General features: G+C 51.8%; 16 protein-coding genes, 2 tRNA genes, 3 rRNA genes and 1 other annotated feature. Of the genes, 8 read left to right on the top strand and 13 right to left on the bottom strand.

What is annotated here, in order from left to right; translation table 11 throughout:
* Positions 1 to 74 precede the first annotated feature (74 nt).
* Positions 75 to 1,430, top strand: coding sequence for a CDP-diacylglycerol--serine O-phosphatidyltransferase (pssA, locus tag ACREYP_RS04630; protein ID WP_034809554.1), 1,356 nt, complete (start codon positions 75 to 77; stop codon positions 1,428 to 1,430).
* A gap of 34 nt (positions 1,431 to 1,464) precedes the next feature.
* Here the strand turns inward: pssA and ACREYP_RS04625 are convergent, their stop codons facing one another.
* The 9 genes from ACREYP_RS04625 to rluD all read right to left on the bottom strand — a co-directional run bounded on the left by ACREYP_RS04625 (position 1,465) and on the right by rluD (position 13,209).
* Entirely contained in the window at positions 1,465 to 2,763 is a 1,299-nt protein-coding gene (locus ACREYP_RS04625) for an MFS transporter (protein WP_336819092.1), read from the bottom strand.
* Between the two features lie 386 nt (positions 2,764 to 3,149).
* A 5S ribosomal RNA gene (gene rrf / locus ACREYP_RS04620) occupies positions 3,150 to 3,265 on the bottom strand.
* Positions 3,266 to 3,362: 97 nt separating this feature from the next.
* Positions 3,363 to 6,270, bottom strand: a 23S ribosomal RNA gene (locus tag ACREYP_RS04615).
* Positions 6,271 to 6,476: 206 nt separating this feature from the next.
* Positions 6,477 to 6,552: transfer RNA gene (locus ACREYP_RS04610), tRNA-Ala, on the bottom strand.
* Positions 6,553 to 6,664: 112 nt separating this feature from the next.
* Positions 6,665 to 6,741, bottom strand: a tRNA-Ile gene (locus tag ACREYP_RS04605).
* 68 nt (positions 6,742 to 6,809) lie between these two features.
* Positions 6,810 to 8,349 (bottom strand): 16S ribosomal RNA (locus tag ACREYP_RS04600).
* Together the 16S, 23S and 5S rRNA genes with 2 tRNA genes alongside form the textbook arrangement of a ribosomal RNA operon.
* A gap of 447 nt (positions 8,350 to 8,796) precedes the next feature.
* On the bottom strand, positions 8,797 to 11,370 hold the full coding sequence (gene clpB, locus ACREYP_RS04595; RefSeq protein ID WP_336819531.1) for an ATP-dependent chaperone ClpB: 2,574 nt from the start codon (positions 11,368 to 11,370) through the stop codon (positions 8,797 to 8,799).
* A gap of 130 nt (positions 11,371 to 11,500) precedes the next feature.
* The gene (gene yfiH, locus ACREYP_RS04590) at positions 11,501 to 12,232 is read right to left on the bottom strand and encodes a purine nucleoside phosphorylase YfiH (protein WP_166995732.1); all 732 of its coding nucleotides are present in this window, start codon (positions 12,230 to 12,232) and stop codon (positions 11,501 to 11,503) included.
* Positions 12,229 to 13,209 carry a 23S rRNA pseudouridine(1911/1915/1917) synthase RluD gene (rluD, locus tag ACREYP_RS04585; RefSeq protein ID WP_336819529.1) on the bottom strand — a complete coding sequence of 327 codons (981 nt, stop codon included), beginning with the start codon at positions 13,207 to 13,209 and terminating at the stop codon, positions 12,229 to 12,231. Before rluD ends, yfiH begins: the two co-directional genes overlap by 4 nt.
* 133 nt (positions 13,210 to 13,342) lie before the next feature.
* Between rluD and bamD the strand changes: the two genes are divergently transcribed.
* From bamD to pheA, 4 genes are all read left to right on the top strand, one after another.
* Positions 13,343 to 14,080, top strand: coding sequence for an outer membrane protein assembly factor BamD (bamD, locus tag ACREYP_RS04580; RefSeq protein WP_008458157.1), 738 nt, complete (start codon positions 13,343 to 13,345; stop codon positions 14,078 to 14,080).
* A 268-nt stretch (positions 14,081 to 14,348) separates the two neighbouring features.
* Positions 14,349 to 14,693 carry a ribosome-associated translation inhibitor RaiA gene (gene raiA / locus ACREYP_RS04575; RefSeq protein WP_008458158.1) on the top strand — a complete coding sequence of 115 codons (345 nt, stop codon included), beginning with the start codon at positions 14,349 to 14,351 and terminating at the stop codon, positions 14,691 to 14,693.
* A gap of 108 nt (positions 14,694 to 14,801) precedes the next feature.
* Positions 14,802 to 14,926: a sequence feature (Phe leader region), on the top strand.
* Positions 14,803 to 14,850 carry a pheA operon leader peptide PheL gene (gene pheL / locus ACREYP_RS04570; protein ID WP_193216298.1) on the top strand — a complete coding sequence of 16 codons (48 nt, stop codon included), beginning with the start codon at positions 14,803 to 14,805 and terminating at the stop codon, positions 14,848 to 14,850. (Overlaps the previous feature by 48 nt.)
* Before the next feature lie 21 nt (positions 14,927 to 14,947).
* Positions 14,948 to 16,108, top strand: coding sequence for a bifunctional chorismate mutase/prephenate dehydratase (gene pheA / locus ACREYP_RS04565; RefSeq protein WP_336819527.1), 1,161 nt, complete (start codon positions 14,948 to 14,950; stop codon positions 16,106 to 16,108).
* Positions 16,109 to 16,145: 37 nt separating this feature from the next.
* Here pheA and ACREYP_RS04560 read toward each other — a convergent pair whose 3' ends face one another.
* The 3 genes from ACREYP_RS04560 to aroF all read right to left on the bottom strand — a co-directional run bounded on the left by ACREYP_RS04560 (position 16,146) and on the right by aroF (position 19,298).
* Complete coding sequence (locus tag ACREYP_RS04560) at positions 16,146 to 17,018, bottom strand: SMP-30/gluconolactonase/LRE family protein (protein ID WP_166995728.1); 873 nt, start codon at positions 17,016 to 17,018, stop codon at positions 16,146 to 16,148.
* 77 nt (positions 17,019 to 17,095) lie between these two features.
* Positions 17,096 to 18,217 carry a bifunctional chorismate mutase/prephenate dehydrogenase gene (gene tyrA / locus ACREYP_RS04555; RefSeq protein ID WP_008458161.1) on the bottom strand — a complete coding sequence of 374 codons (1,122 nt, stop codon included), beginning with the start codon at positions 18,215 to 18,217 and terminating at the stop codon, positions 17,096 to 17,098.
* Between the two features lie 10 nt (positions 18,218 to 18,227).
* Positions 18,228 to 19,298 carry a 3-deoxy-7-phosphoheptulonate synthase AroF gene (gene aroF, locus ACREYP_RS04550; protein WP_336819525.1) on the bottom strand — a complete coding sequence of 357 codons (1,071 nt, stop codon included), beginning with the start codon at positions 19,296 to 19,298 and terminating at the stop codon, positions 18,228 to 18,230.
* A gap of 540 nt (positions 19,299 to 19,838) precedes the next feature.
* Between aroF and yfiR the strand changes: the two genes are divergently transcribed.
* From yfiR to ACREYP_RS04535, 3 genes are read left to right on the top strand one after another with little or no spacing between them, the layout of a single operon-like run.
* On the top strand, positions 19,839 to 20,309 hold the full coding sequence (yfiR, locus tag ACREYP_RS04545) for a regulatory sequestration protein YfiR (RefSeq protein WP_157141415.1): 471 nt from the start codon (positions 19,839 to 19,841) through the stop codon (positions 20,307 to 20,309).
* Positions 20,302 to 21,546, top strand: coding sequence for a diguanylate cyclase DgcN/YfiN (gene dgcN, locus ACREYP_RS04540; RefSeq protein ID WP_008458165.1), 1,245 nt, complete (start codon positions 20,302 to 20,304; stop codon positions 21,544 to 21,546). Before yfiR ends, dgcN begins: the two co-directional genes overlap by 8 nt.
* Positions 21,543 to 22,028, top strand: a complete 486-nt coding sequence (locus ACREYP_RS04535; protein WP_008458166.1) for an OmpA family protein — start codon at positions 21,543 to 21,545, stop codon at positions 22,026 to 22,028. Before dgcN ends, ACREYP_RS04535 begins: the two co-directional genes overlap by 4 nt.
* A gap of 231 nt (positions 22,029 to 22,259) precedes the next feature.
* On the opposite strand, the gene rplS is transcribed toward ACREYP_RS04535, so the two are convergent.
* Complete coding sequence (gene rplS, locus ACREYP_RS04530) at positions 22,260 to 22,607, bottom strand: 50S ribosomal protein L19 (protein ID WP_008458168.1); 348 nt, start codon at positions 22,605 to 22,607, stop codon at positions 22,260 to 22,262.
* Between the last annotated feature and the right edge of the window lie 150 nt (positions 22,608 to 22,757).

The following is a 22,757-nucleotide window of genomic DNA, read 5'->3' as shown; positions in this document are numbered from 1 at the left end:
TGGTATTATCAGCAAGTTCTGACGTCTGGATTTTGCAGAAGGCCATCCAATGAAGAGAGAAGATAAGCACTGTGATGTTGTCTAAATTTAAGCGTAATAAACATCAACAACACCTTGCCCAGTTACCGAAGCTTTCTCAATCAGTTGATGATGTAGAAACCCTGTTCTCCCCTGCGGATTTCCGCGAAACGCTGTTGAAAAAAATCGCCAGCGCAACGCAGCGTATTTGTATTATTGCGTTGTATCTTGAACAGGATGACGGCGGCAAAGGAATTCTGTCCGCGCTTTATCAAGCCAAACAGCAGCGGCCAGATTTAGATGTTTCCGTGCTGGTTGACTGGCACCGTGCCCAGCGCGGACGTATTGGTGTTGCCGCGTCCAACACCAATGCGGACTGGTATCACCGCATGGCCGAGCAGTTCCCCGACGTGAATGTTCCTGTCTATGGCGTTCCCGTCAATACTCGCGAAGCCCTTGGCGTGCTGCATTTCAAAGGCTTTATTATTGATGACAGCGTCATCTATAGCGGAGCCAGCCTCAACGATGTTTACCTGCATCAGCACGATAAATATCGCTATGACCGCTATCAAATCATTCGCAATCGCGCCCTGGCAGATATCATGCATGGCTGGGTTAACCAGAATTTGATAAATGGCCGGGCGGTTCATCGCTTAGATGTCGCTGAGCGCGTAAAAAGCCCAGAAATCAAAAACGATATCCGTCTCTTCCGCCAGGAATTGCGTGACGCTAGCTTTATCTTCCACGGTGATGCAGATAACGATCAGCTCTCGGTTACGCCGCTGGTCGGTCTGGGAAAATCCAGCCTGCTGAATAAAACCATCTTCCATCTTATGCCTTGCGCAGAGCAGAAGCTGACTATCTGCACGCCATACTTCAACCTGCCAGCTGTCCTGGTCCGCAATATCATACAGCTGCTGCGGGACGGTAAACAGGTTGAGATTATCGTTGGCGATAAGACAGCGAATGATTTTTATATTCCGGAAGATCAGCCGTTCAAGATTATTGGCGCGCTACCTTATCTCTATGAAATTAACCTGCGCCGCTTCCTGAGCCGCCTGCAATATTATGTGAATACCGGGCAGTTGATTGTGCGTTTGTGGAAAGATGGGGATAACAGTTACCACCTGAAAGGCATGTGGGTGGACAACGAGTGGATGCTGCTGACCGGGAATAACCTTAATCCGCGCGCGTGGCGCCTGGATCTGGAAAATGCTCTGCTGATTCACGATCCCAAAAGAGAGCTTGAAGGCATTCGCACCAAGGAGCTGGAGCTTATCCGCACCCATACGACGGCTGTTAAGCATTATCGCGATCTGCAAAGCATCGCCGAATATCCGGTGAAAGTTCGCAAGCTGATTCGCCGCCTGCGCCGTATCCGTATCGACCGACTAATAAGCCGTATTCTCTAAACGTTTAAGCCCTGCACTGCAGGGCTTTTTCTTTCTAGAGCTTGATCCCTTTGCCTTTACGGTGCAGCAACAGAGAAACAGCAAATGCCAGCGCCCCCATCGCAGAGACATACCAGAAGAAGGTCGTTTCGCTGCCCATCGATTTCAGCGATAAGGCGACATATTCTGCCGAGCCACCAAACAAGGCATTTGCAACGGCATAAGACAGACCTACACCTAGCGCACGGACTTCCGGCGGGAACATTTCTGCCTTAAGGATGCCGCTGATTGAAGTGTAAAAACTGACAATTAGCATCGCCGCCATCACCAGAGCAAAGGCCGCATAAGGTGAGCTAACATTCTGCAGTGCCGTCAAAATAGGCACAGTCAGCACCGCTGCCAGTCCGCCAAAACAAAGCATAGAACTTCGACGACCAATTTTATCCGACAGTGCACCGAAAAACGGCTGAAGTACCATGAAGATAAACAGCGCACAGGTCATCAACGCGCTGGCCGTGTTCGCATGCATCCCCGCAGTATTCACCAGATATTTCTGCATATAGGTGGTGAAGGTATAGAAAGCCAGGGAGCCGCCGGCGGTGAAACCAAGCACCATAATGAAGGCTTTTTTATTTTTCCACAGCCCGGAAAGCGTACCGGCATCCTTGTGCGCGCGGCTTGCTTTATCCGATGTTTCATCCAGAGAACGGCGAAGATAGAGAGCAACTATCGCCAGTACGGCTCCAATCGCGAAGGGAATTCTCCATCCCCAACTACGCAAATCTTCATCACTTAGCACTTGCTGGAGAACAACCACAACAAACAACGCGGCCAGCTGCCCGCCAATGAGCGTCACGTACTGGAATGAGGCATAGAACCCTTTACGACCTTCGACCGCCACCTCACTCATGTAAGTTGCGCTGGTGCCATACTCCCCTCCAACAGATAACCCCTGGAACAGGCGTGCTAAAAGCAATAATGCAGGGGCCCATGTGCCAATGGTGGCGTATCCAGGCAGGCAGGCAATGACCAGCGATCCAAAACACATCATACACACTGAGATAAGCATGGAGTTTTTACGTCCATGCTTATCGGCAATATACCCGAATAACCAGCCTCCAATCGGTCGCATCAAAAAACCTGCGGCAAAGACACCGGCGGTTTGCAGAAGCTGAGTCGTGGTGTTTCCCGTTGGGAAAAAGATATGAGCAAAATAGAGTGAGCAGAACGAGTAAACATAAAAATCAAACCACTCAACCAGATTCCCTGATGAAGCAGCCACAATGGCCCAGACGCGACGACGGGTATCAGCCGCCGACGGCACAATATTTGATTCACCTGTTGTTTCAATCATTTTATTTTCTTCTCCTGTCTTCCTGAATGGGTCTAATAACCCAGGATCCAGTAAAGCAGGAGAAAGAAATTTTGTGAGGTGAAGTATCTTGTTGCGGAGTTGTTACATTAACTTTTGTGAGCAAGCGGAGATTTTTGTGAAAAAGTATGCTTTAAAAAAGCAAAAAACCCCGGCCTTTCGGTCGGGGTTAATGCTGATTTGATGCCTGGCCGTTCCCTACAATACGCGTATCATCCTGATACTCGCCCCTCCGGGGCCGCCGCACGCGGCGTTCAAACGTGTTCCCGACACGTTTGTCGCATGTCCATCCTCGTGCAGAGAATATCCTGATACCACATAAACAAAAAACCCCAGCCATCAGGCTGAGGTTTTCTGTTTTATTTGATGCCTGGCAGTTCCCTACTCTCGCATGGGGAGACCCCACACTACCATCGGCGCTACGGCGTTTCACTTCTGAGTTCGGCATGGGGTCAGGTGGGACCACCGCGCTACGGCCGCCAGGCAAATTCTGTTATTGACCGTTATATTTCCATATAACCATCAATCTAATCCTGAACTAAGCTGAAAATCTTTCGTCTCTAAAACACCTTCGGTGTTGTAAGGTTAAGCCTCACGGATCATTAGTACTGGTTAGCTCAACGTATCGCTACGCTTACACACCCAGCCTATCAACGTCGTAGTCTTCAACGTTCCTTCAGGACCCTTAAAGGGTCAGGGAGAACTCATCTCGGGGCAAGTTTCGCGCTTAGATGCTTTCAGCGCTTATCTTTTCCGCATTTAGCTACCGGGCAATGCCATTGGCATGACAACCCGAACACCAGTGATGCGTCCACTCCGGTCCTCTCGTACTAGGAGCAGCCCCCCTCAATTCTCCAGCGCCCACGGCAGATAGGGACCGAACTGTCTCACGACGTTCTAAACCCAGCTCGCGTACCACTTTAAATGGCGAACAGCCATACCCTTGGGACCTACTTCAGCCCCAGGATGTGATGAGCCGACATCGAGGTGCCAAACACCGCCGTCGATATGAACTCTTGGGCGGTATCAGCCTGTTATCCCCGGAGTACCTTTTATCCGTTGAGCGATGGCCCTTCCATTCAGAACCACCGGATCACTAAGACCTGCTTTCGCACCTGCTCGAGCCGTCACTCTCGCAGTCAAGCTAGCTTATGCCTTTGCACTAACCTCACGATGTCCGACCGTGATTAGCTAACCTTCGTGCTCCTCCGTTACGCTTTAGGAGGAGACCGCCCCAGTCAAACTACCCACCAGACACTGTCCGCAACCCGGATCACGGGTCTACGTTAGAACATCAAACATTAAAGGGTGGTATTTCAAGGTTGGCTCCACGCAGACTGGCGTCCACGCTTCAAAGCCTCCCACCTATCCTACACATCAAGGCTCAATGTTCAGTGTCAAGCTATAGTAAAGGTTCACGGGGTCTTTCCGTCTTGCCGCGGGTACACTGCATCTTCACAGCGATTTCAATTTCACTGAGTCTCGGGTGGAGACAGCCTGGCCATCATTACGCCATTCGTGCAGGTCGGAACTTACCCGACAAGGAATTTCGCTACCTTAGGACCGTTATAGTTACGGCCGCCGTTTACCGGGGCTTCGATCAAGAGCTTCTCCTTGCGGATAACCCCATCAATTAACCTTCCGGCACCGGGCAGGCGTCACACCGTATACGTCCACTTTCGTGTTTGCACAGTGCTGTGTTTTTAATAAACAGTTGCAGCCAGCTGGTATCTTCGACTGCCTTCAGCTCCACCCGCGAGGGGCTTCACCTGATGACAGCGTGCCTTCTCCCGAAGTTACGGCACCATTTTGCCTAGTTCCTTCACCCGAGTTCTCTCAAGCGCCTTGGTATTCTCTACCTGACCACCTGTGTCGGTTTGGGGTACGATTCAATGTTACCTGATGCTTAGAGGCTTTTCCTGGAAGCAGGGCATTTGTTACTTCAGCACCGTAGTGCCTCGTCATCACACCTCAGCGTTTGATAAGCGTCCGGATTTACCTAAACGCTCCGCCTACATGCTTAAACCGGGACAACCGTCGCCCGGCTAACATAGCCTTCTCCGTCCCCCCTTCGCAGTAACACCGAGTACAGGAATATTAACCTGTTTCCCATCGACTACGCCTTTCGGCCTCGCCTTAGGGGTCGACTCACCCTGCCCCGATTAACGTTGGACAGGAACCCTTGGTCTTCCGGCGAGCGGGCTTTTCACCCGCTTTATCGTTACTTATGTCAGCATTCGCACTTCTGATACCTCCAGCAAACCTCACAGTTCACCTTCGACGGCTTACAGAACGCTCCCCTACCCAACAACACATAGTGTCGCTGCCGCAGCTTCGGTGCATGGTTTAGCCCCGTTACATCTTCCGCGCAGGCCGACTCGACCAGTGAGCTATTACGCTTTCTTTAAATGATGGCTGCTTCTAAGCCAACATCCTGGCTGTCTGTGCCTTCCCACATCGTTTCCCACTTAACCATGACTTTGGGACCTTAGCTGGCGGTCTGGGTTGTTTCCCTCTTCACGACGGACGTTAGCACCCGCCGTGTGTCTCCCGTGATAACATTCTTCGGTATTCGTAGTTTGCATCGGGTTGGTAAGCCGGGATGGCCCCCTAGCCGAAACAGTGCTCTACCCCCGAAGATGAGTTCACGAGGCGCTACCTAAATAGCTTTCGGGGAGAACCAGCTATCTCCCGGTTTGATTGGCCTTTCACCCCCAGCCACAAGTCATCCGCTAATTTTTCAACATTAGTCGGTTCGGTCCTCCAGTTAGTGTTACCCAACCTTCAACCTGCCCATGGCTAGATCACCGGGTTTCGGGTCTATACCCTGCAACTTAACGCCCAGTTAAGACTCGGTTTCCCTGCGGCTCCCCTATACGGTTAACCTTGCTACAGAATATAAGTCGCTGACCCATTATACAAAAGGTACGCAGTCACCCCATAAATGAGGCTCCCACTGCTTGTACGTACACGGTTTCAGGTTCTTTTTCACTCCCCTCGCCGGGGTTCTTTTCGCCTTTCCCTCACGGTACTGGTTCACTATCGGTCAGTCAGGAGTATTTAGCCTTGGAGGATGGTCCCCCCATATTCAGACAGGATACCACGTGTCCCGCCCTACTCTTCGAACTCACAGTATGTGCATTTTAGTGTACGGGAGTATCACCCTGTACCCTGCGACTTTCCAGACGCTTCCACTAACACACAAACTGATTCAGGTTCTGGGCTGCTCCCCGTTCGCTCGCCGCTACTGGGGGAATCTCGGTTGATTTCTTTTCCTCGGGGTACTTAGATGTTTCAGTTCCCCCGGTTCGCTTCATTACGCTATGTATTCACGTAATGATAGTGTGACGAATCACACTGGGTTTCCCCATTCGGAAATCGCCGGCTATAACGGTTCATATCACCTTACCGACGCTTATCGCAGATTAGCACGTCCTTCATCGCCTCTGACTGCCAGGGCATCCACCGTGTACGCTTAGTCGCTTAACCTCACAACCCGAAGATGTCTCGTAAGACACAATCGCTGTTGTGAAAATTTGAGAGACTCGAACATGTCTTAACCTCATTCTTTATTACGGAAGAATGAGACGACATGTCGTTTCAATTTTCAGCTTGTTCCGGATTGTTAAAGAGCAAATACTTCGCAGTACACCGTCACCGGTACACTCTGAAGTAAGTTTTGGCGCATGAAATGATGGTGGAGCTAAGCGGGATCGAACCGCTGACCTCCTGCGTGCAAGGCAGGCGCTCTCCCAGCTGAGCTATAGCCCCATCGATTTCGTAAAACCTTCGATTACCATGAATTCATCGCTGGTCAAGGCGCAGCGCCACGAAGCATACTTTTGTATGTGAGTGGTGCTGTAACGCAGGATAGCGGAGAATTTGGTAGGCCTGAGTGGACTTGAACCACCGACCTCACCCTTATCAGGGGTGCGCTCTAACCACCTGAGCTACAAGCCTATAAGGTTTTACTGCTCGTTTTCTATCAGACAATCTGTGTGAGCACTACGCGGGTTGTATCTATTAGGTAAGGAGGTGATCCAACCGCAGGTTCCCCTACGGTTACCTTGTTACGACTTCACCCCAGTCATGAATCACAAAGTGGTAAGCGCCCTCCCGAAGGTTAAGCTACCTACTTCTTTTGCAACCCACTCCCATGGTGTGACGGGCGGTGTGTACAAGGCCCGGGAACGTATTCACCGTAGCATTCTGATCTACGATTACTAGCGATTCCGACTTCATGGAGTCGAGTTGCAGACTCCAATCCGGACTACGACGCACTTTATGAGGTCCGCTTGCTCTCGCGAGGTCGCTTCTCTTTGTATGCGCCATTGTAGCACGTGTGTAGCCCTACTCGTAAGGGCCATGATGACTTGACGTCATCCCCACCTTCCTCCAGTTTATCACTGGCAGTCTCCTTTGAGTTCCCGGCCGAACCGCTGGCAACAAAGGATAAGGGTTGCGCTCGTTGCGGGACTTAACCCAACATTTCACAACACGAGCTGACGACAGCCATGCAGCACCTGTCTCAGAGTTCCCGAAGGCACCAATCCATCTCTGGAAAGTTCTCTGGATGTCAAGAGTAGGTAAGGTTCTTCGCGTTGCATCGAATTAAACCACATGCTCCACCGCTTGTGCGGGCCCCCGTCAATTCATTTGAGTTTTAACCTTGCGGCCGTACTCCCCAGGCGGTCGACTTAACGCGTTAGCTCCGGAAGCCACGCCTCAAGGGCACAACCTCCAAGTCGACATCGTTTACGGCGTGGACTACCAGGGTATCTAATCCTGTTTGCTCCCCACGCTTTCGCACCTGAGCGTCAGTCTTTGTCCAGGGGGCCGCCTTCGCCACCGGTATTCCTCCAGATCTCTACGCATTTCACCGCTACACCTGGAATTCTACCCCCCTCTACAAGACTCAAGCTTGCCAGTTTCGAATGCAGTTCCCAGGTTGAGCCCGGGGATTTCACATCCGACTTAACAAACCGCCTGCGTGCGCTTTACGCCCAGTAATTCCGATTAACGCTTGCACCCTCCGTATTACCGCGGCTGCTGGCACGGAGTTAGCCGGTGCTTCTTCTGCGAGTAACGTCAATCACTAAGGTTATTAACCTTAATGCCTTCCTCCTCGCTGAAAGTACTTTACAACCCGAAGGCCTTCTTCATACACGCGGCATGGCTGCATCAGGCTTGCGCCCATTGTGCAATATTCCCCACTGCTGCCTCCCGTAGGAGTCTGGACCGTGTCTCAGTTCCAGTGTGGCTGGTCATCCTCTCAGACCAGCTAGGGATCGTCGCCTAGGTGAGCCATTACCCCACCTACTAGCTAATCCCATCTGGGTTCATCTGATGGCAAGAGGCCCGAAGGTCCCCCTCTTTGGTCTTGCGACGTTATGCGGTATTAGCTACCGTTTCCAGTAGTTATCCCCCTCCATCAGGCAGATCCCCAGACATTACTCACCCGTCCGCCGCTCGTCACCCAGGAGCAAGCTCCCTGTGCTACCGCTCGACTTGCATGTGTTAGGCCTGCCGCCAGCGTTCAATCTGAGCCATGATCAAACTCTTCAATTTAAAAGTGTTTGATGCTCAAAGAATTAAAACTGTTTATAAAATCAGTAGTCACTCTTCAAGACTTGATATTTGTTTGCATCCGAAGATGCTGAGATATCAATCCTGCGAGTGCCCACACAGATTGTCTGATAAATTGTTAAAGAGCAGTGAGTCAGTCGCTTTCGCTTGCTAACTCGAGGTGGCGTATATTACGCTTTCCTCTTTCAGAGTCAAGCGTTTATTTTCGCTTTCGTCTGACTGACTACCGGGTTGTGAAACCGCTTTCGAAGCCGCTTCGCCGTGTCAGTGGAGGCGCATTATAGGGAGTTCTCAGAGCCTGACAACCCCTAATCTGAAAAAACTTTCTGACCGCTCACTTTCTAGGCAAAAAGAATAAAGCCCAGCCAGCAATGGCTGTTTTACAAACAAAAACGAGCCCAAATGGGCTCGTTTTTTACGTTGAGTGACTTACTGCACAGCCACAATGCGGTCGTCTTTGACTTCCAGCTTGATTGTTTTTCCAGGAATCAGCTCACCGGAAAGGATTTGCTGAGCCAATCGGTTTTCAATTTGCTGCTGAATAGCGCGTTTCAACGGACGAGCACCGTAGACCGGGTCGTAACCGTTCTCGCTGATGAGCTTCAATGCGTCGTCAGAGATACTTACGCCATAGCCACGCTCTTCCAGCCGTTTGTACAGACGCTGCAGCTGAATCTGAGCAATAGAAGCAATGTGGCGCTCCCCAAGAGGATGGAAGACAACAACCTCATCAATACGGTTAATGAACTCCGGACGGAAGCTTTGACTAACAACGCCCAGCACCAGATCCTTCATATGGCCGTAATCCAGTTCACCGAAACGCTCCTGAATTAAGTCTGAACCAAGGTTAGAGGTCATAATGACAACCGTATTACGGAAATCAACAGTACGGCCCTGCCCATCGGTAAGACGGCCGTCGTCCAGAACCTGCAACAGAATGTTAAACACATCCGGATGCGCTTTCTCTACCTCATCCAGCAGAATAACGGAATAAGGACGGCGACGAACGGCTTCCGTCAAATAGCCACCTTCTTCATAACCGACATAACCCGGAGGCGCACCCACTAGCCGCGATACGGAGTGTTTCTCCATAAACTCGGACATGTCGATACGCACCATCGCATCGTCACTGTCGAACATAAAGTTCGCTAACGCTTTGCACAACTCAGTCTTACCTACCCCGGTTGGCCCCAGGAACAGGAACGAACCTATTGGGCGATTAGGATCGGACAATCCAGCACGGCTACGACGAATCGCGTTAGAGACAGCTTCGACGGCTTCATCCTGGCCAATCACACGCTGATGAAGCTCTTTTTCCATACGTAATAGCTTGTCGCGCTCACCTTCCAGCATTCTGGCTACCGGGATCCCGGTCCAGCGAGCCAGGACTTCAGCGATTTCTGCATCCGTCACTTTATTACGCAGCAGACGCATGGTTTTCCCTTCGCTTTGGGTTGCCGCGGCCAGCTGTTTTTCCAGCTCTGGAATTTTGCCGTACTGCAATTCAGACATCCGCCCAAGGTCACCCACGCGGCGAGCCTGCTCGATTGCTATTTTCGCCTGTTCAAGCTCAGCCTTAATGGTCTGCGTACCTGACAGCGAGGCTTTCTCCGCCTTCCACTCTTCTTCGAGCTCCGAATACTGACGCTCTTTATCTTCCAGCTCTTCATTCAACATGCTGAGGCGTTTCTGACTGGCTTCATCAGATTCTTTCTTCAACGCCTGTTGTTCCAGCTTGAGCTGAATAATACGGCGGTCAAGACGATCAAGCTCTTCCGGCTTGGAGTCTATCTGCATACGAATGCTGGATGCGGCCTCGTCGATGAGGTCGATGGCTTTATCCGGCAGCTGACGATCGGCAATATAGCGGTGGGACAGCGTAGCTGCCGCGACAATCGCCGGGTCGGTAATTTGTACATGGTGATGCAGCTCATAGCGTTCTTTCAGCCCACGCAGAATCGCAATGGTGTCTTCTACAGAAGGCTCTGCTACAAACACTTTTTGGAAACGACGCTCAAGCGCGGCATCTTTCTCTATATATTGACGGTATTCGTCGAGCGTGGTTGCGCCAACGCAGTGCAATTCACCTCGAGCCAGGGCTGGCTTAAGCATGTTCCCGGCATCCATTGCGCCGTCGGCTTTACCTGCGCCAACCATGGTATGTAGCTCATCAATAAACAGAATGACGTTGCCTTCCTGCTTAGCGAGATCGTTGAGCACACCTTTGAGACGCTCTTCAAACTCACCGCGATATTTGGCACCGGCCACCAGCGCGCCCATATCCAGCGCAAGCACGCGTCGGCCTTTCAAACCTTCAGGTACTTCGCCATTAATGATACGTTGTGCAAGCCCTTCGACGATGGCTGTTTTACCCACGCCCGGTTCACCAATCAGTACCGGGTTATTTTTGGTACGGCGCTGCAATACCTGGATAGTACGCCGAATTTCTTCATCACGACCGATTACCGGGTCCAGCTTGCCTTGTTCAGCTCGCTCAGTTAAATCAACTGTGTATTTCTTCAATGCCTGACGTTGATCTTCGGCACCTTGATCGTTCACGTTCTCCCCTCCACGCATTTGCTCAATCGCGGCGGTTACGTTGGCTGGCGTTGCGCCTGCCGCTTTCAGCAGGTCGGTCAGAGTGCCGCGTGAGTCAAGTACCGCCAGAACAAACAGTTCTGACGAAATAAAGTTGTCGTTTCTTTTTTGTGCAAGTTTGTCGCACAGGTTCAGTACACGCACCAAATCCTGAGAAGGCTGAACGTCGCCGCCGGTGCCTTCTACCTGTGGCAGGCGGCTTAATGCCTGCTCGATGTCGGTACGTAATTTGCCCGCGTTGACTCCCGCAGAGGTCAGTAACGGACGCACAGAGCCCCCTTCCTGATTGAGCAGAGCGCTCATCAGATGCAGAGGTTCGATGAATTGATTGTCGTGCCCAAGAGCAAGAGATTGGGCATCGGCGAGAGCAAGCTGGAATTTATTGGTAAGACGATCCAGACGCATAACTCCTCCCATAAACAGGTCAAATTTGCTACTGGAGATTAAATGAGGTCATCCCTCAATTATTCAAGGTTAATGACCTGAAATATATGAAGCGCGAGCGACACGCACTGGATCGTCTTGATTCGATAGGTTATATCAGCCAGATGAAACTTGCCATACGACCCGTTGTTCTGTCGCGACGGTATGAGAAGAAATCGCCACTTTCGGTCCAGGTACAGCGGTCACCGCCGTACACCTGCGTAACACCCACGTTCGCCAGCCGCTGCCTTGCAAGCTGGTAGATATCAGCATAGTACTTTTCGCCCGCTGCGCTAAAAGCGTTTGCCGCTTTTTCGTCCTTCGCCATAAAGGCTTCGCGAACTTCCGGCCCCACTTCGAACGCCTGAGGGCCAATTGCCGGCCCTAGCCAGGCGCGAATATTCTGTGGGCGATCCTGGAAACAGGCTACCGTCTCTTCGAGCACGCCTTCACATAAACCGCGCCAGCCAGCATGCGCTGCCGCAACTTCAGTTCCGGCCTCATTACAAAACAGCACCGGCAGACAATCCGCCGTCATCACCGCGCAAACCGTCCCCGGCGTATTGCTATAAGAAGCATCCGCTCGCTTTGAGGCATATGGCTCGCCCGTTAGCTTCAACACAGTTTTCCCGTGAACCTGCTCAAGCCAGACCGGCTTCGAAGGCAAGCCTGCGGCTGCGTAAAATAGCCGACGATTCTCTTCAACATCAGCCAGATCGTCGCCGCAATGGGCACCCAGATTCATCGAGTCATACGGTGCGACGCTAACGCCACCCACGCGGGTTGAGCTACAGGCAGCAACGCCTTCAGGAAGAGGCCAGTGCGGGACGATCGTTTTGGTCATAGCCAGTCCAGTTGGTCTTTATGGGTTTCGGTATCAGCGCGTAAAGCTTCGATCAGTTCAACCATATCCTGTGGGATTGGCGCGCTCCATTCCATCAGAATACCACTGACAGGATGGTACAGGCGCAGCATGGTTGCGTGTAAGGCCTGGCGATCAAACTTGCGCAGTACGCTGACGAACTCTTCCGATGCGCCTTTCGGCGGACGAGGACGGCCACCGTAAAGCTGATCGCCCACCAGCGGATGGCTGATATGCGCCATGTGAACGCGGATCTGGTGAGTACGGCCGGTTTCCAGACGCAAACGCAGGCGCGTATGCACGCGGAAGTGCTCCATAATGCGATAGTGAGTGACCGCCGGTTTGCCCATTGGATGCACTGACATGTGGGTACGTTTAGTTGGATGGCGGCTGATTGGTTCTTCAACCGTACCACCGCCTGTCATATGACCAATTGCAACGGCTTCGTACTCACGGGTAATTTCTCGCAGTTGAAGGGCTTCAACCAGGCGAGTTTGCGCCGGGACAGTTTTTGCCACAACCATCAGGCCGGTGGTGTCTTTATCCAGACGATGAACAATGCCCGCGCGAGGCACATCCGCAATTGGCGGGTAATAGTGCAGCAGCGCATTGAGCACAGTACCGTCCGGATTGCCTGCACCGGGGTGCACAACGAGGTCGCGTGGCTTGTTGATCACCAGAATATCTTCATCTTCGTAGACGATATTCAGCGGGATATCCTGAGCCTCCCAGCGGACCTCTTCTTCAATTTCAGCATTGATGGTTACGCTTTCGCCACCCAACACTTTCTCTTTCGGCTTGTCCCAGACAACGCCGTTGACCGTAACTCGCTGGTCAAGAATCCATTCTTTTATGCGCGAACGCGAATAATCCGGGAACAATTCGGCCAATGCCTGATCTAAGCGTTGACCCAGTTGTGAATCGGACACCGTTTCGGTGAGTTGTACTAGTTGTGCCATAGACAGCTTCTTTCGTTAACGTTGGGTTTTACGGCAATGCCGTTTAATATAATGTGCTATTGTAGCTGGTCTTTATCGGGAGCCGGAACACGAACTCTCCCGGAAATAACATTACTTAGGAAAGTCAAACGTCATGACGCGCATGAAATATCTGGTGGCAGCGGCCACGTTGAGCCTGGCTTTGGCTGGTTGCTCCAGTTCCAAGGATGAGGTTCCTGATAATCCGCCTTCTGAGATCTACGCGACTGCCCAGCAAAAGCTGCAGGACGGTAACTTTAAAGCGGCGATAACGCAACTGGAAGCGCTGGATAACCGCTATCCATTCGGCCCGTACTCTCAGCAAGTGCAGCTCGACCTGATCTACGCCTACTACAAAAATGCGGACTTACCGCTAGCTCAGGCGGCGATCGATCGCTTTATGCGCCTCAATCCAACGCATCCAAACATCGACTACGTACTTTACATGCGTGGCCTGACGGACATGGCGTTGGATGACAGTGCGCTGCAGGGCTTCTTCGGCGTTGACCGTTCCGACCGGGATCCACAGCACGCACGCGATGCCTTTAACGACTTCTCGAAGCTGGTGCGCGGCTACCCGAACAGCCAGTACGTTACCGATGCGACTAAACGTCTCGTGTTCCTGAAAGATCGCCTGGCGAAGTATGAGCTTTCCGTGGCGCAATATTACACGAAACGCGGCGCGTGGGTGGCAGTAGTTAATCGCGTAGAAGGTATGCTGCGTGATTATCCTGACACTCAGGCCACCCGTGATGGCCTGAAGCTGATGGAAAATGCCTACCGCGAGCTGCAGATGCCGGGTCAGGCAGAGAAAGTCGCGAAGATCATTGCCGCCAACAGCAGCAACACCTGATCGACAATATAACAAGAAAAACGGCAGCCTCGGCTGCCGTTTTTTTATCTGCCGACGCGAAAACTGAAACGGTTTAGCGTCAGGTCATCCCATCCAATATGGACGTGATTTCTGATAACCACAAGCCTTAAAAGCACATATCCTGTCCTGCCTCACAAAAAGGTCTCCTTGACAAAAAGTGACAAAATAACGTGATTTACATCACACATTTTGACATTAAGAACGGTATGCTGGAGTTACCAAGACGGTAAAGACAAGAGGTAAATTTATGACAATGAACATTACCAGCAAGCAAATGGAAATCACCCCAGCTATTCGCCAGCATGTCGCCGACCGTCTCAGCAAACTGGACAAGTGGCAAACTCATCTCATTAATCCACATATTATCTTGTCCAAAGAGCCTCAAGGTTTTGTGGCTGATGCCACGATTAACACACCGAATGGGCACCTCGTAGCCAGTGCCAGACATGAAGATATGTATACGGCTATCAATGATTTGATCAACAAACTGGAGCGGCAGTTAAATAAAGTGCAACACAAAGGTGAAGCACGTCGCGCAGCAGGTTCAGTGAAAGACGTGTCCTTCGCAGAAGCAGAAGCTGACGAAGAGTAATACATCACTCTCCTTCCACTCACCGCAACGCGCCTCCGGGCGCGTTTTTTATTGACAGAACGAAAACAGAGCAGGTACTTTACCTCTCAGATTCCTCAGGAAACCTGACATGAAACTTTTCCCGTTCTTCTTCGCATTCTTTTTTACCTTCCCCTGACTGGGAGGCAATTCGTCGTGTGATAAAGAATGCGAAGACGAACAAACAAGCCTCCCAACCGGGAGGCTTTTTTTATGGACACCGAAAAGGTAGCGTTATGACCGAAATTAATCCGTTGCTGGCCCTGCGCGATAAAATCAGCGCGCTGGATGAAAAGCTGTTAGCCCTGCTGGCAGAGCGCCGCCTGCTAGCGGTTGAAGTTGGCAAAGCCAAACTCGCTTCTCACCGCCCGGTACGCGATATCGATCGTGAAAGAGATTTACTGGAACGCCTGATTACTCTTGGTAAAGGTCACCATCTCGATGCCCACTACATCACGCGCCTGTTCCAGCTCATTATTGAAGATTCTGTTCTGACCCAGCAAACTCTGCTGCAGCAGCACCTGAACAAAACGAACCCTCACTCTGCCCGCGTCGCTTTCCTCGGCCCCAAAGGTTCTTATTCTCATCTTGCTGCGCGCCAGTATGCCGCGCGCCACTTTGAGCAGTTCATCGAAAGCGGCTGTGCCAAATTCCACGACATCTTCAATCAGGTGGAAACCGGCCAGGCCGATTACGCTGTCGTGCCAATCGAGAACACAAGTTCCGGGGCCATAAATGACGTCTACGATCTACTGCAGCACACCAGCCTGTCGATTGTTGCCGAAATGACCGTGCCGATTGACCACTGCGTACTGGTTTCCGGTTCCACCGATCTCGAGGAAATCCAAACGGTTTATAGTCATCCTCAACCTTTCCAGCAGTGCAGCCAGTTCATTAATCGCTATCCACACTGGAAAATTGAATACACCGAAAGTACCTCTGCCGCGATGGAAAAAGTCGCTCAGGCCAACTCTCCTCGCGTTGCCGCTTTGGGCAGCGAAGCCGGCGGCGCACTTTATGGCCTGCAGGTGCTGGAACGTAACCTCGCGAACCAGACCCAGAACATCACCCGCTTCATCGTTCTGGCTCGTAAGGCCGTCGAAGTGTCCGATCAGGTACCAGCGAAAACTACATTGCTGATGGCGACTGGCCAGCAGGCCGGTGCCCTGGTAGAAGCACTTCTGGTATTACGCAACCACAGTCTGATCATGACTAAGCTGGAATCGCGCCCAATCAACGGTAACCCTTGGGAAGAGATGTTCTATCTGGATATTCAGGCAAACCTGAAAGATGAGAGTATGCGTAAGGCGCTGCGCGAGTTGGGGGAAATTACTCGCTCTCTGAAAGTGCTCGGCAGCTACCCAAGCGAAAACGTGGTACCGGTCGACCCGGCCTGATCACAATGCCAGCCCGGCTAAAACCGGGCTGCACAAATCACACTTCCCGAAACTTCAGTTTTTCCATTCCGGCCACCGCAACGCGGAGGGTGAAAAGCGCCCCGGAAAGCGGTAATCGGGCCACTTCATCTTCATCCATGTTTTCTCTGGTGGTGGTAATAAACAGCGTTTTCATATCCTCGCCGCCAAAACAGACCATCGTCGGGCAACGCACGGGCAAGCGATGCTCTTCCACAATCTCACCCTGAGGAGAAATGCGCACAATGCGGTAGCCATCAAACAACGCCGTCCAGTAATAGCCCTCGCAATCCATCGCCGCGCCATCAGGAATACCCTCACCTTCGGCAAACCGCCTGAAGGCTTCACGTCGGCCTGGCTCGCCTTGCTCATCCAGCGGCGTGCGGTAAATCACGGCATTGGGCGTGTCAGAGGTATACATCCATTTGCCGTCCGGGCTAAATGCAAGCCCGTTTGCGCCATGAATATCATGCTGAACTACATGCGGCGTCAAATCGTTATCCACCCGGCAAAGTAACGCGCCGTTGTAATCCCCTGGCCCCCAGAACGTGCCGGCATAAAAACGCCCCTGCCTGTCGGTGCCGCCATCGTTGAAACGCGCCAAATCCGGGTTGCTCGGGTTATCACAGACTTTGCCCACGATCAGCCCAGTATTATTGGTTAGCCAGATACCGCTTCTCATCGCCACGATAAATCCGCCGGACTCACGCAAGGCAAAACAGCCTACTTCTTCAGAAAACTGAATAACGTCATGTTTGCCGCTGGCCAGATGGTAGCGGTGGATTTCATTCTCCAGAATATCCGTCCAGTAGAGGCTGCCTTCTTCTGCACTCCACGTAGGGCATTCGGGTAAGTGACCGGTATAGTCGAACAGCAACTGCGGCTCAGCCATTTCAGGGATCCTTTTGACAAACAAAAAAGCCAGCGGGCAAACTCCCACTGGCTTTTGATTATAAGACCTTTTGGCACCTACTGACGGTTATCATTTGCCTGCCGTAACAGAACGCGGCTCTCATTCTGGAAACGCTGCGCGTAATCCCCGAACCAGTGCTCCACTTTCCGGAAGCTGTCGATAAACGCCTGCTTGTCGCCATGTTCCAGCAGGCCGATCGCCTCGCCGAACCGTTTATAATAACGCTTGATCAGCGCCAGGTTACTTTCCGACGACATGATGATGTCGGCATAAAGCTGTGGATCCTGGGCAAACAGTCGGCCCACCATCGCCAGCTCCAGGCGGTAAATCGGCGAAGACAGCGCCAGCAGCTGTTCAAGCTGCACATTTTCTTCCGCCAGATGCAGGCCATAGGCGAAGGTCGCGAAGTGGCGCAACGCCTGAATAAACGCCATGTTCTGGTCATGCTCAACCGCGCTGGAGCGGTGCAAGCGCGCACCCCATACCTGAATCTGTTCCAACAGCCACTGATAGGCTTCAGGCTGACGACCATCACAGTAGACCACAACCTGTTTTGCCAGGCTGCCGCTATCCGGGCCAAACATCGGGTGCAGGCCAAGAACCGGGCCCGAATGTACGGCAAGCATCGCCTGCAGCGGGCCATTCTTCACCGACGCTAAATCCACGAGGATGCAGTCCGCCGGCAGCGGAGGCAGCTTAGCGATAACCTGCTCGGTGATATGAATCGGTACGCTGACAATCACCATGCCCGCATCGGCCAGCAGCGCCGGTGCTTTGTCCCAGTCTTCTTTTTCAAGAATACGAACCTGGTAGCCGGAAAGCGTCAACATTTTTTCAAACAGACGGCCCATCTGGCCACCGCCGCCAACAATCACCACCGGACGCAAAGCAGGATGCAGGGTTTTAAAGCCCTTGTCGTTCTCGCTGGAGTACGACTCGCGCATCACGCGGCGCAGCACGTCCTCAATTAAATCCGGCGGAACGCCCAGAGCTTCAGCCTCTTTGCGGCGAGACGCCAGCATGGAGGTTTCTCGCTCCGGCACATAAATCGGCAAGCCGAAGCGGCTTTTTACTTCACCCACTTCTGCTACCAGTTCCAGCCGCTTAGCCAGCAAATCCAGTAGTGCTTTATCTACTTCGTCGATTTGATCGCGCAGTGCGGTCAATTCAGCCACCATAGTAAACCTCTTATGCCTGACGAGCCGCCAGCACGCCGCTCAGATCTTTGTGGATCTCACGCAGCAGGCTGTCCGTAGTTTCCCAGTCGATGCATGCATCGGTAACGGACACGCCGTATTTCATTTCGCTACGCGGCTGCTCTGATGATTGATTCCCTTCATGGATATTACTTTCAATCATCAGGCCAATAATAGAGCGGTTACCATCTTTAATCTGGGCAATGGCGGATTCGGCCACGCCCGGCTGGCGACGGAAGTCTTTATTTGAGTTGCCGTGGCTGCAATCGATCATCAAGGACGGACGCAGGCCTGCTTTCTGCATTTCGACTTCACACTGGGCAACATCCGCCGGGCTGTAGTTAGGTGCTTTACCGCCGCGCAGAATCACGTGCCCATCCGGGTTACCCTGAGTCTGCAGCAGGCAAACCTGCCCTGCCTGGTTAATGCCCACGAAGCGGTGCGGCATTGCCGCGGCGCGCATCGCGTTAATCGCCGTGCCCAGACTGCCATCAGTCCCATTTTTAAAACCAACCGGCATAGAAAGACCGGAAGCCATTTCGCGGTGAGTCTGGGATTCAGTGGTACGGGCACCAATTGCAGACCAGCTAAACAGGTCACCCAGGTATTGCGGGCTATTGGGATCCAGCGCCTCGGTTGCCAGCGGCAGCCCCAGGCTTACCAACTCAACCAGCAGGCGACGCGCAATTTTCAGCCCTGCTTCCACATCAAACGAGCCATCCATGTGCGGGTCGTTGATAAGCCCTTTCCAACCCACGGTCGTACGAGGCTTTTCAAAATAGACGCGCATCACGAGGTACAGACTATCGCTAACTTGTTCAGACAGATCTTTAAAACGACGAGCGTATTCAATCGCAGCTTCCGGATCGTGGATCGAGCAAGGTCCACAAACAACCAGCAGGCGCGGATCGCGGCCAGCAATAATATTGGAGATCGTCTGGCGGGACTGCTCAATTTGCGCTTCCTGAGCCGCAGTGAGTGGAAATTCCGCTTTAAGCTGATCCGGCGTGATGAGTATCTGTTCGTCAGAGATATGAACGTTGTTAAGCGCGTCTTTTTGCATGATGTCTGCCCTGTATTTAGCTCGTTTGCGATAGTCGTTTCCTCGTAGAGGAGGCCTTACTGTAACCGCCGACAGTAAAGATTTCAATCCATTATACGTAAATTAATCGCTACACAACCAATTAAATGCCGCATGCAATCGCCAAATTCGTAAATAAAAGATTACACAAAACATAAAAATGCACATTTTACGGTCAAACCTGCATGACTAAACAAAAGCGCGCGTAAAAATTCATTCCACCTTCTATGCTGATATTATCCCCCACGTGTGCGTTTTTCGTGGGGAAACCGATAACGATTTACAGCATCATTCCAGGGTTATTCTCGTTATTATTTTGGATAATCAGGAATATCATCACACCTGGGAATGAATGACGGAAATACGTGGGAGTGATATGCTCAAAGGCAACATCATAAATAATAAAGACTGGCTTCACCGGCCAGGATGCTTTTGGGCTGGTGGCACGTGAAAACCACGTCTCAACTCCGCGGGCTGACGTTATTTTTAACGTTTATCGTCCTCGCGCTAACGATATTCAGGATGCAGGCTGCACAGGCAACAAGCCCCGTGCTGCCCGACAAAGTCCGCACTACAGTGGCCGGGATTGTCAGCTACACCCGCTGGCCTCAGCTACAGGGGCTTCCAAAGCTCTGCATATTTTCAACGGCAGCCTATGCCACGACGCTAAGCACAAAAAATAGCGATATTTCATATCAACCCCTCCTCGTTCAGTCATCAGACGAGGCATTGCGAGCGAACTGCGACGGGATATATTTTGGTAACGAGTCACCACAACAGCAGTTGCAATTAATAGAACGTTATCAATCCCGGCCTTTATTGTTAATTGCCGAGCAGAACCCACAATGCATAATTGGCAGTGCTTTCTGCCTGAATATTCATAATGACGCAGTTTCTTTTTCGGTAAACCTTGATGCCCTCAGCCGCAGCGGCGTCAGGGTTAGTCCGGATGTATTACTGCTGGCTCGGCCAGGGAATAATAGTCATGAATAAGGATTTGACTACACCGTCACGTCCAACGTTTAAAGGAACGTTACGTAGAATCAGCATAATCAGCGTGGTTATTGCCATGCTGGCTGTCTGGCTGCTGCTTTCCGTCGCTTCGATGCTGACGCTAAAACAGTATGCGCAAAAAAACCTCGAATTGCTGGCGGTGACTGTAAGTCATAGCCTGGAAGCCGCCGTTGTTTTCCGTGATGGCACCGCGGCCAATGAAACCCTGGCCGTGCTGGGCAAGCAAGGGCAATTCACCGCCGCAAAGGTGGTAGATGTTAATGGTCAGGAGCTCACGCACTGGCAGGCAGATAAGCCGTCTCAGCATGACATGGTGAGTGGCCTGGTGACCCGGTGGCTATATCCTCATCCGATCAGGCAGCCTATCTGGCATAACGGGAAAATCATCGGGGAAATGCGGCTGATAGGCACGGATGCTACCGTGACTTTGTTTGTCTGGCTCTCATTAGGCGTGCTGACGGCCTGTATTTTACTCGCGTCAGTTATCGCCTTAGGCATTTCACGCCATTTACATCGCGATATTGATGCCGCGCTGCAGAATATTACTGACGTTGTCCACGACGTTCGCAGCAACCGTAACTTTTCTCGCCGCGTATCACCGGAAAAAATTGAGGAGTTTCACCTCTTTGCCCAGGACTTCAACAGCCTGCTTGATGAGATGGAAGAATGGCAAAAACAGCTTCAGCTGAAAAATGCTTCGCTGCAGAAAACGGCCCTGCAGGACTCATTGACAGGCCTGGCAAACCGAGCAGCCTTCCGAACCGCGCTGGATAAACTGATTGCAGATCCCGAAATACTCCAGAACAGCGCCTTGCTGTTTATGGACGGCGACAACTTCAAATTTGTTAACGATACCTGGGGACATGCGGCCGGGGATGCTGTGCTTATTGAAGTCGCAAAACGGTTACAGGTGTATGCCAATACGCGCCACCTCGCCTTCCGTCTCGGCGGGGACGAATTTGCCATGCTGCTTCATTCTGTGAACAGCGAAGAACAAGCCGCTTCCGTGCTGGAACAGTTAAAAGAAATGGTCGAGCAGCCGATCCTTTTACCAGGCGAGCACTGGGTCACCATGACCCTAAGCATCGGCGTTGCGCTCGCGAAAGATATCACCTCAGCGGAAAGCCTGATGGAAACTGCTGATCGCAATATGTACATAGAAAAACACAAGCAACGTGAGTTGCTAATAAAACCGCCCCAAAGGGATACATTATGAAAGCTTCACGCTTATTTGCACCGGCAATCCTCTTCTCGTTTCTGTTAACTGGCTGTCAGGCACCGCCATCGACGTTCTCTCCTGAACAGGTTGCCGCGATGCGCTCGTACGGATTCTCTGAGTCAAACGACGGCTGGTCACTTGGACTGTCAGACAAGATCCTGTTTGGTAAAAACCAGTACAAGCTGCAGCCTGAAAGCTACCAGACCATCCAGAGTATGGCCGCTAAACTCTCTGCGACCGGCCTGAAACACGCCCGCATGGATGGTCACACGGATAACTACGGTGAAGACGGCTACAACGAACAGCTCTCCCTCAAGCGCGCTAATATCGTGGCAGATGCCTGGGCCGAAGGTGCTCACATCCCACGCAGCAACCTCACAACCCAAGGTTTGGGTAAGAAATACCCGGTGGCCAGCAACAACACTGGCGAAGGCCGAGCGGAAAACCGCCGCGTCGCGGTCGTTATCACCGCCCCATAATCAAAGCAGATTTAGAGCATAAAAAAGGGCTGTCAGATGGCAGCCCTTTCAGTCCGGTGACAAACAGCCGAAAAACGTGGTTTTCGACTGTTTGGGGCAAACAACAAAACACAATTCACATGTTTATTCAGCCAGAGTGATGGCCTTTACAAGCGCACTATGCTTTCTTTTTCCCAAATAAAAGGGCTGCCAGATGGCAGCCCTTTTATTTGGATGTCGCCTAAGCGAATCTTAGTTAAGACGCTCTTTGATACGAGCAGACTTACCAGTACGCTCACGCAGGTAGTACAGTTTAGCTTTACGAACGGCACCACGACGTTTAACAGTAATGCTGTCGATTACTGGGGAGTGAGTCTGGAATACACGCTCAACACCTTCGCCGTTGGAAATTTTACGAACAGTGAATGCAGAGTGCAGACCGCGGTTACGGATAGCGATAACCACGCCCTCAAATGCCTGCAGACGTTTTTTAGAACCTTCAACGACCCATACTTTCACTTCCACGGAGTCGCCCGGACGGAAGGAAGGTACATCCTGTTTCATCTGTTCTTGTTCAAGTTGCTTAATAATATTGCTCATAATTTATCTCTTATCCTGGGTAAACTGATATTTCCCCGTCATATTTGAAGCTGCATCTGCGCTGGCTGCTCTCCTTCACCCAAATCACTTACTGAAGTAAGCTCATCGGGATTCACTCGCTTGCCATCTTGCTGCAACTCCAACTATTTT

The organism is Enterobacter sp. TMH.L2, assembly GCF_050847315.1.
In the GTDB taxonomy this organism is placed as follows: domain Bacteria; phylum Pseudomonadota; class Gammaproteobacteria; order Enterobacterales; family Enterobacteriaceae; genus Cedecea.
The sequence above is the reverse complement of the archived record's forward strand: the minus strand, read 5'-3'. Positions and strand labels throughout refer to the sequence as shown.

Excerpts from the sequence above, each read along its gene's own strand:
- pssA (WP_034809554.1), top strand. The coding sequence starts at position 75 with ATGTTGTCTAAATTTAAGCGTAATAAACATCAACAACACCTTGCCCAG.
- yfiR (WP_157141415.1), top strand. The coding sequence starts at position 19,839 with ATGCAGGCTGCACAGGCAACAAGCCCCGTGCTGCCCGACAAAGTCCGC.
- ACREYP_RS04535 (WP_008458166.1), top strand. The coding sequence starts at position 21,543 with ATGAAAGCTTCACGCTTATTTGCACCGGCAATCCTCTTCTCGTTTCTG.
- clpB (WP_336819531.1), bottom strand. The coding sequence starts at position 11,370 with ATGCGTCTGGATCGTCTTACCAATAAATTCCAGCTTGCTCTCGCCGAT.
- tyrA (WP_008458161.1), bottom strand. The coding sequence starts at position 18,217 with ATGGTGGCTGAATTGACCGCACTGCGCGATCAAATCGACGAAGTAGAT.
- rplS (WP_008458168.1), bottom strand. The coding sequence starts at position 22,607 with ATGAGCAATATTATTAAGCAACTTGAACAAGAACAGATGAAACAGGAT.
- ACREYP_RS04625 (WP_336819092.1), bottom strand. The coding sequence starts at position 2,763 with ATGATTGAAACAACAGGTGAATCAAATATTGTGCCGTCGGCGGCTGAT.
- rluD (WP_336819529.1), bottom strand. The coding sequence starts at position 13,209 with ATGGCACAACTAGTACAACTCACCGAAACGGTGTCCGATTCACAACTG.
- bamD (WP_008458157.1), top strand. The coding sequence starts at position 13,343 with ATGACGCGCATGAAATATCTGGTGGCAGCGGCCACGTTGAGCCTGGCT.
- ACREYP_RS04560 (WP_166995728.1), bottom strand. The coding sequence starts at position 17,018 with ATGGCTGAGCCGCAGTTGCTGTTCGACTATACCGGTCACTTACCCGAA.
- yfiH (WP_166995732.1), bottom strand. The coding sequence starts at position 12,232 with ATGACCAAAACGATCGTCCCGCACTGGCCTCTTCCTGAAGGCGTTGCT.
- raiA (WP_008458158.1), top strand. The coding sequence starts at position 14,349 with ATGACAATGAACATTACCAGCAAGCAAATGGAAATCACCCCAGCTATT.
- pheA (WP_336819527.1), top strand. The coding sequence starts at position 14,948 with ATGACCGAAATTAATCCGTTGCTGGCCCTGCGCGATAAAATCAGCGCG.
- aroF (WP_336819525.1), bottom strand. The coding sequence starts at position 19,298 with ATGCAAAAAGACGCGCTTAACAACGTTCATATCTCTGACGAACAGATA.
- dgcN (WP_008458165.1), top strand. The coding sequence starts at position 20,302 with ATGAATAAGGATTTGACTACACCGTCACGTCCAACGTTTAAAGGAACG.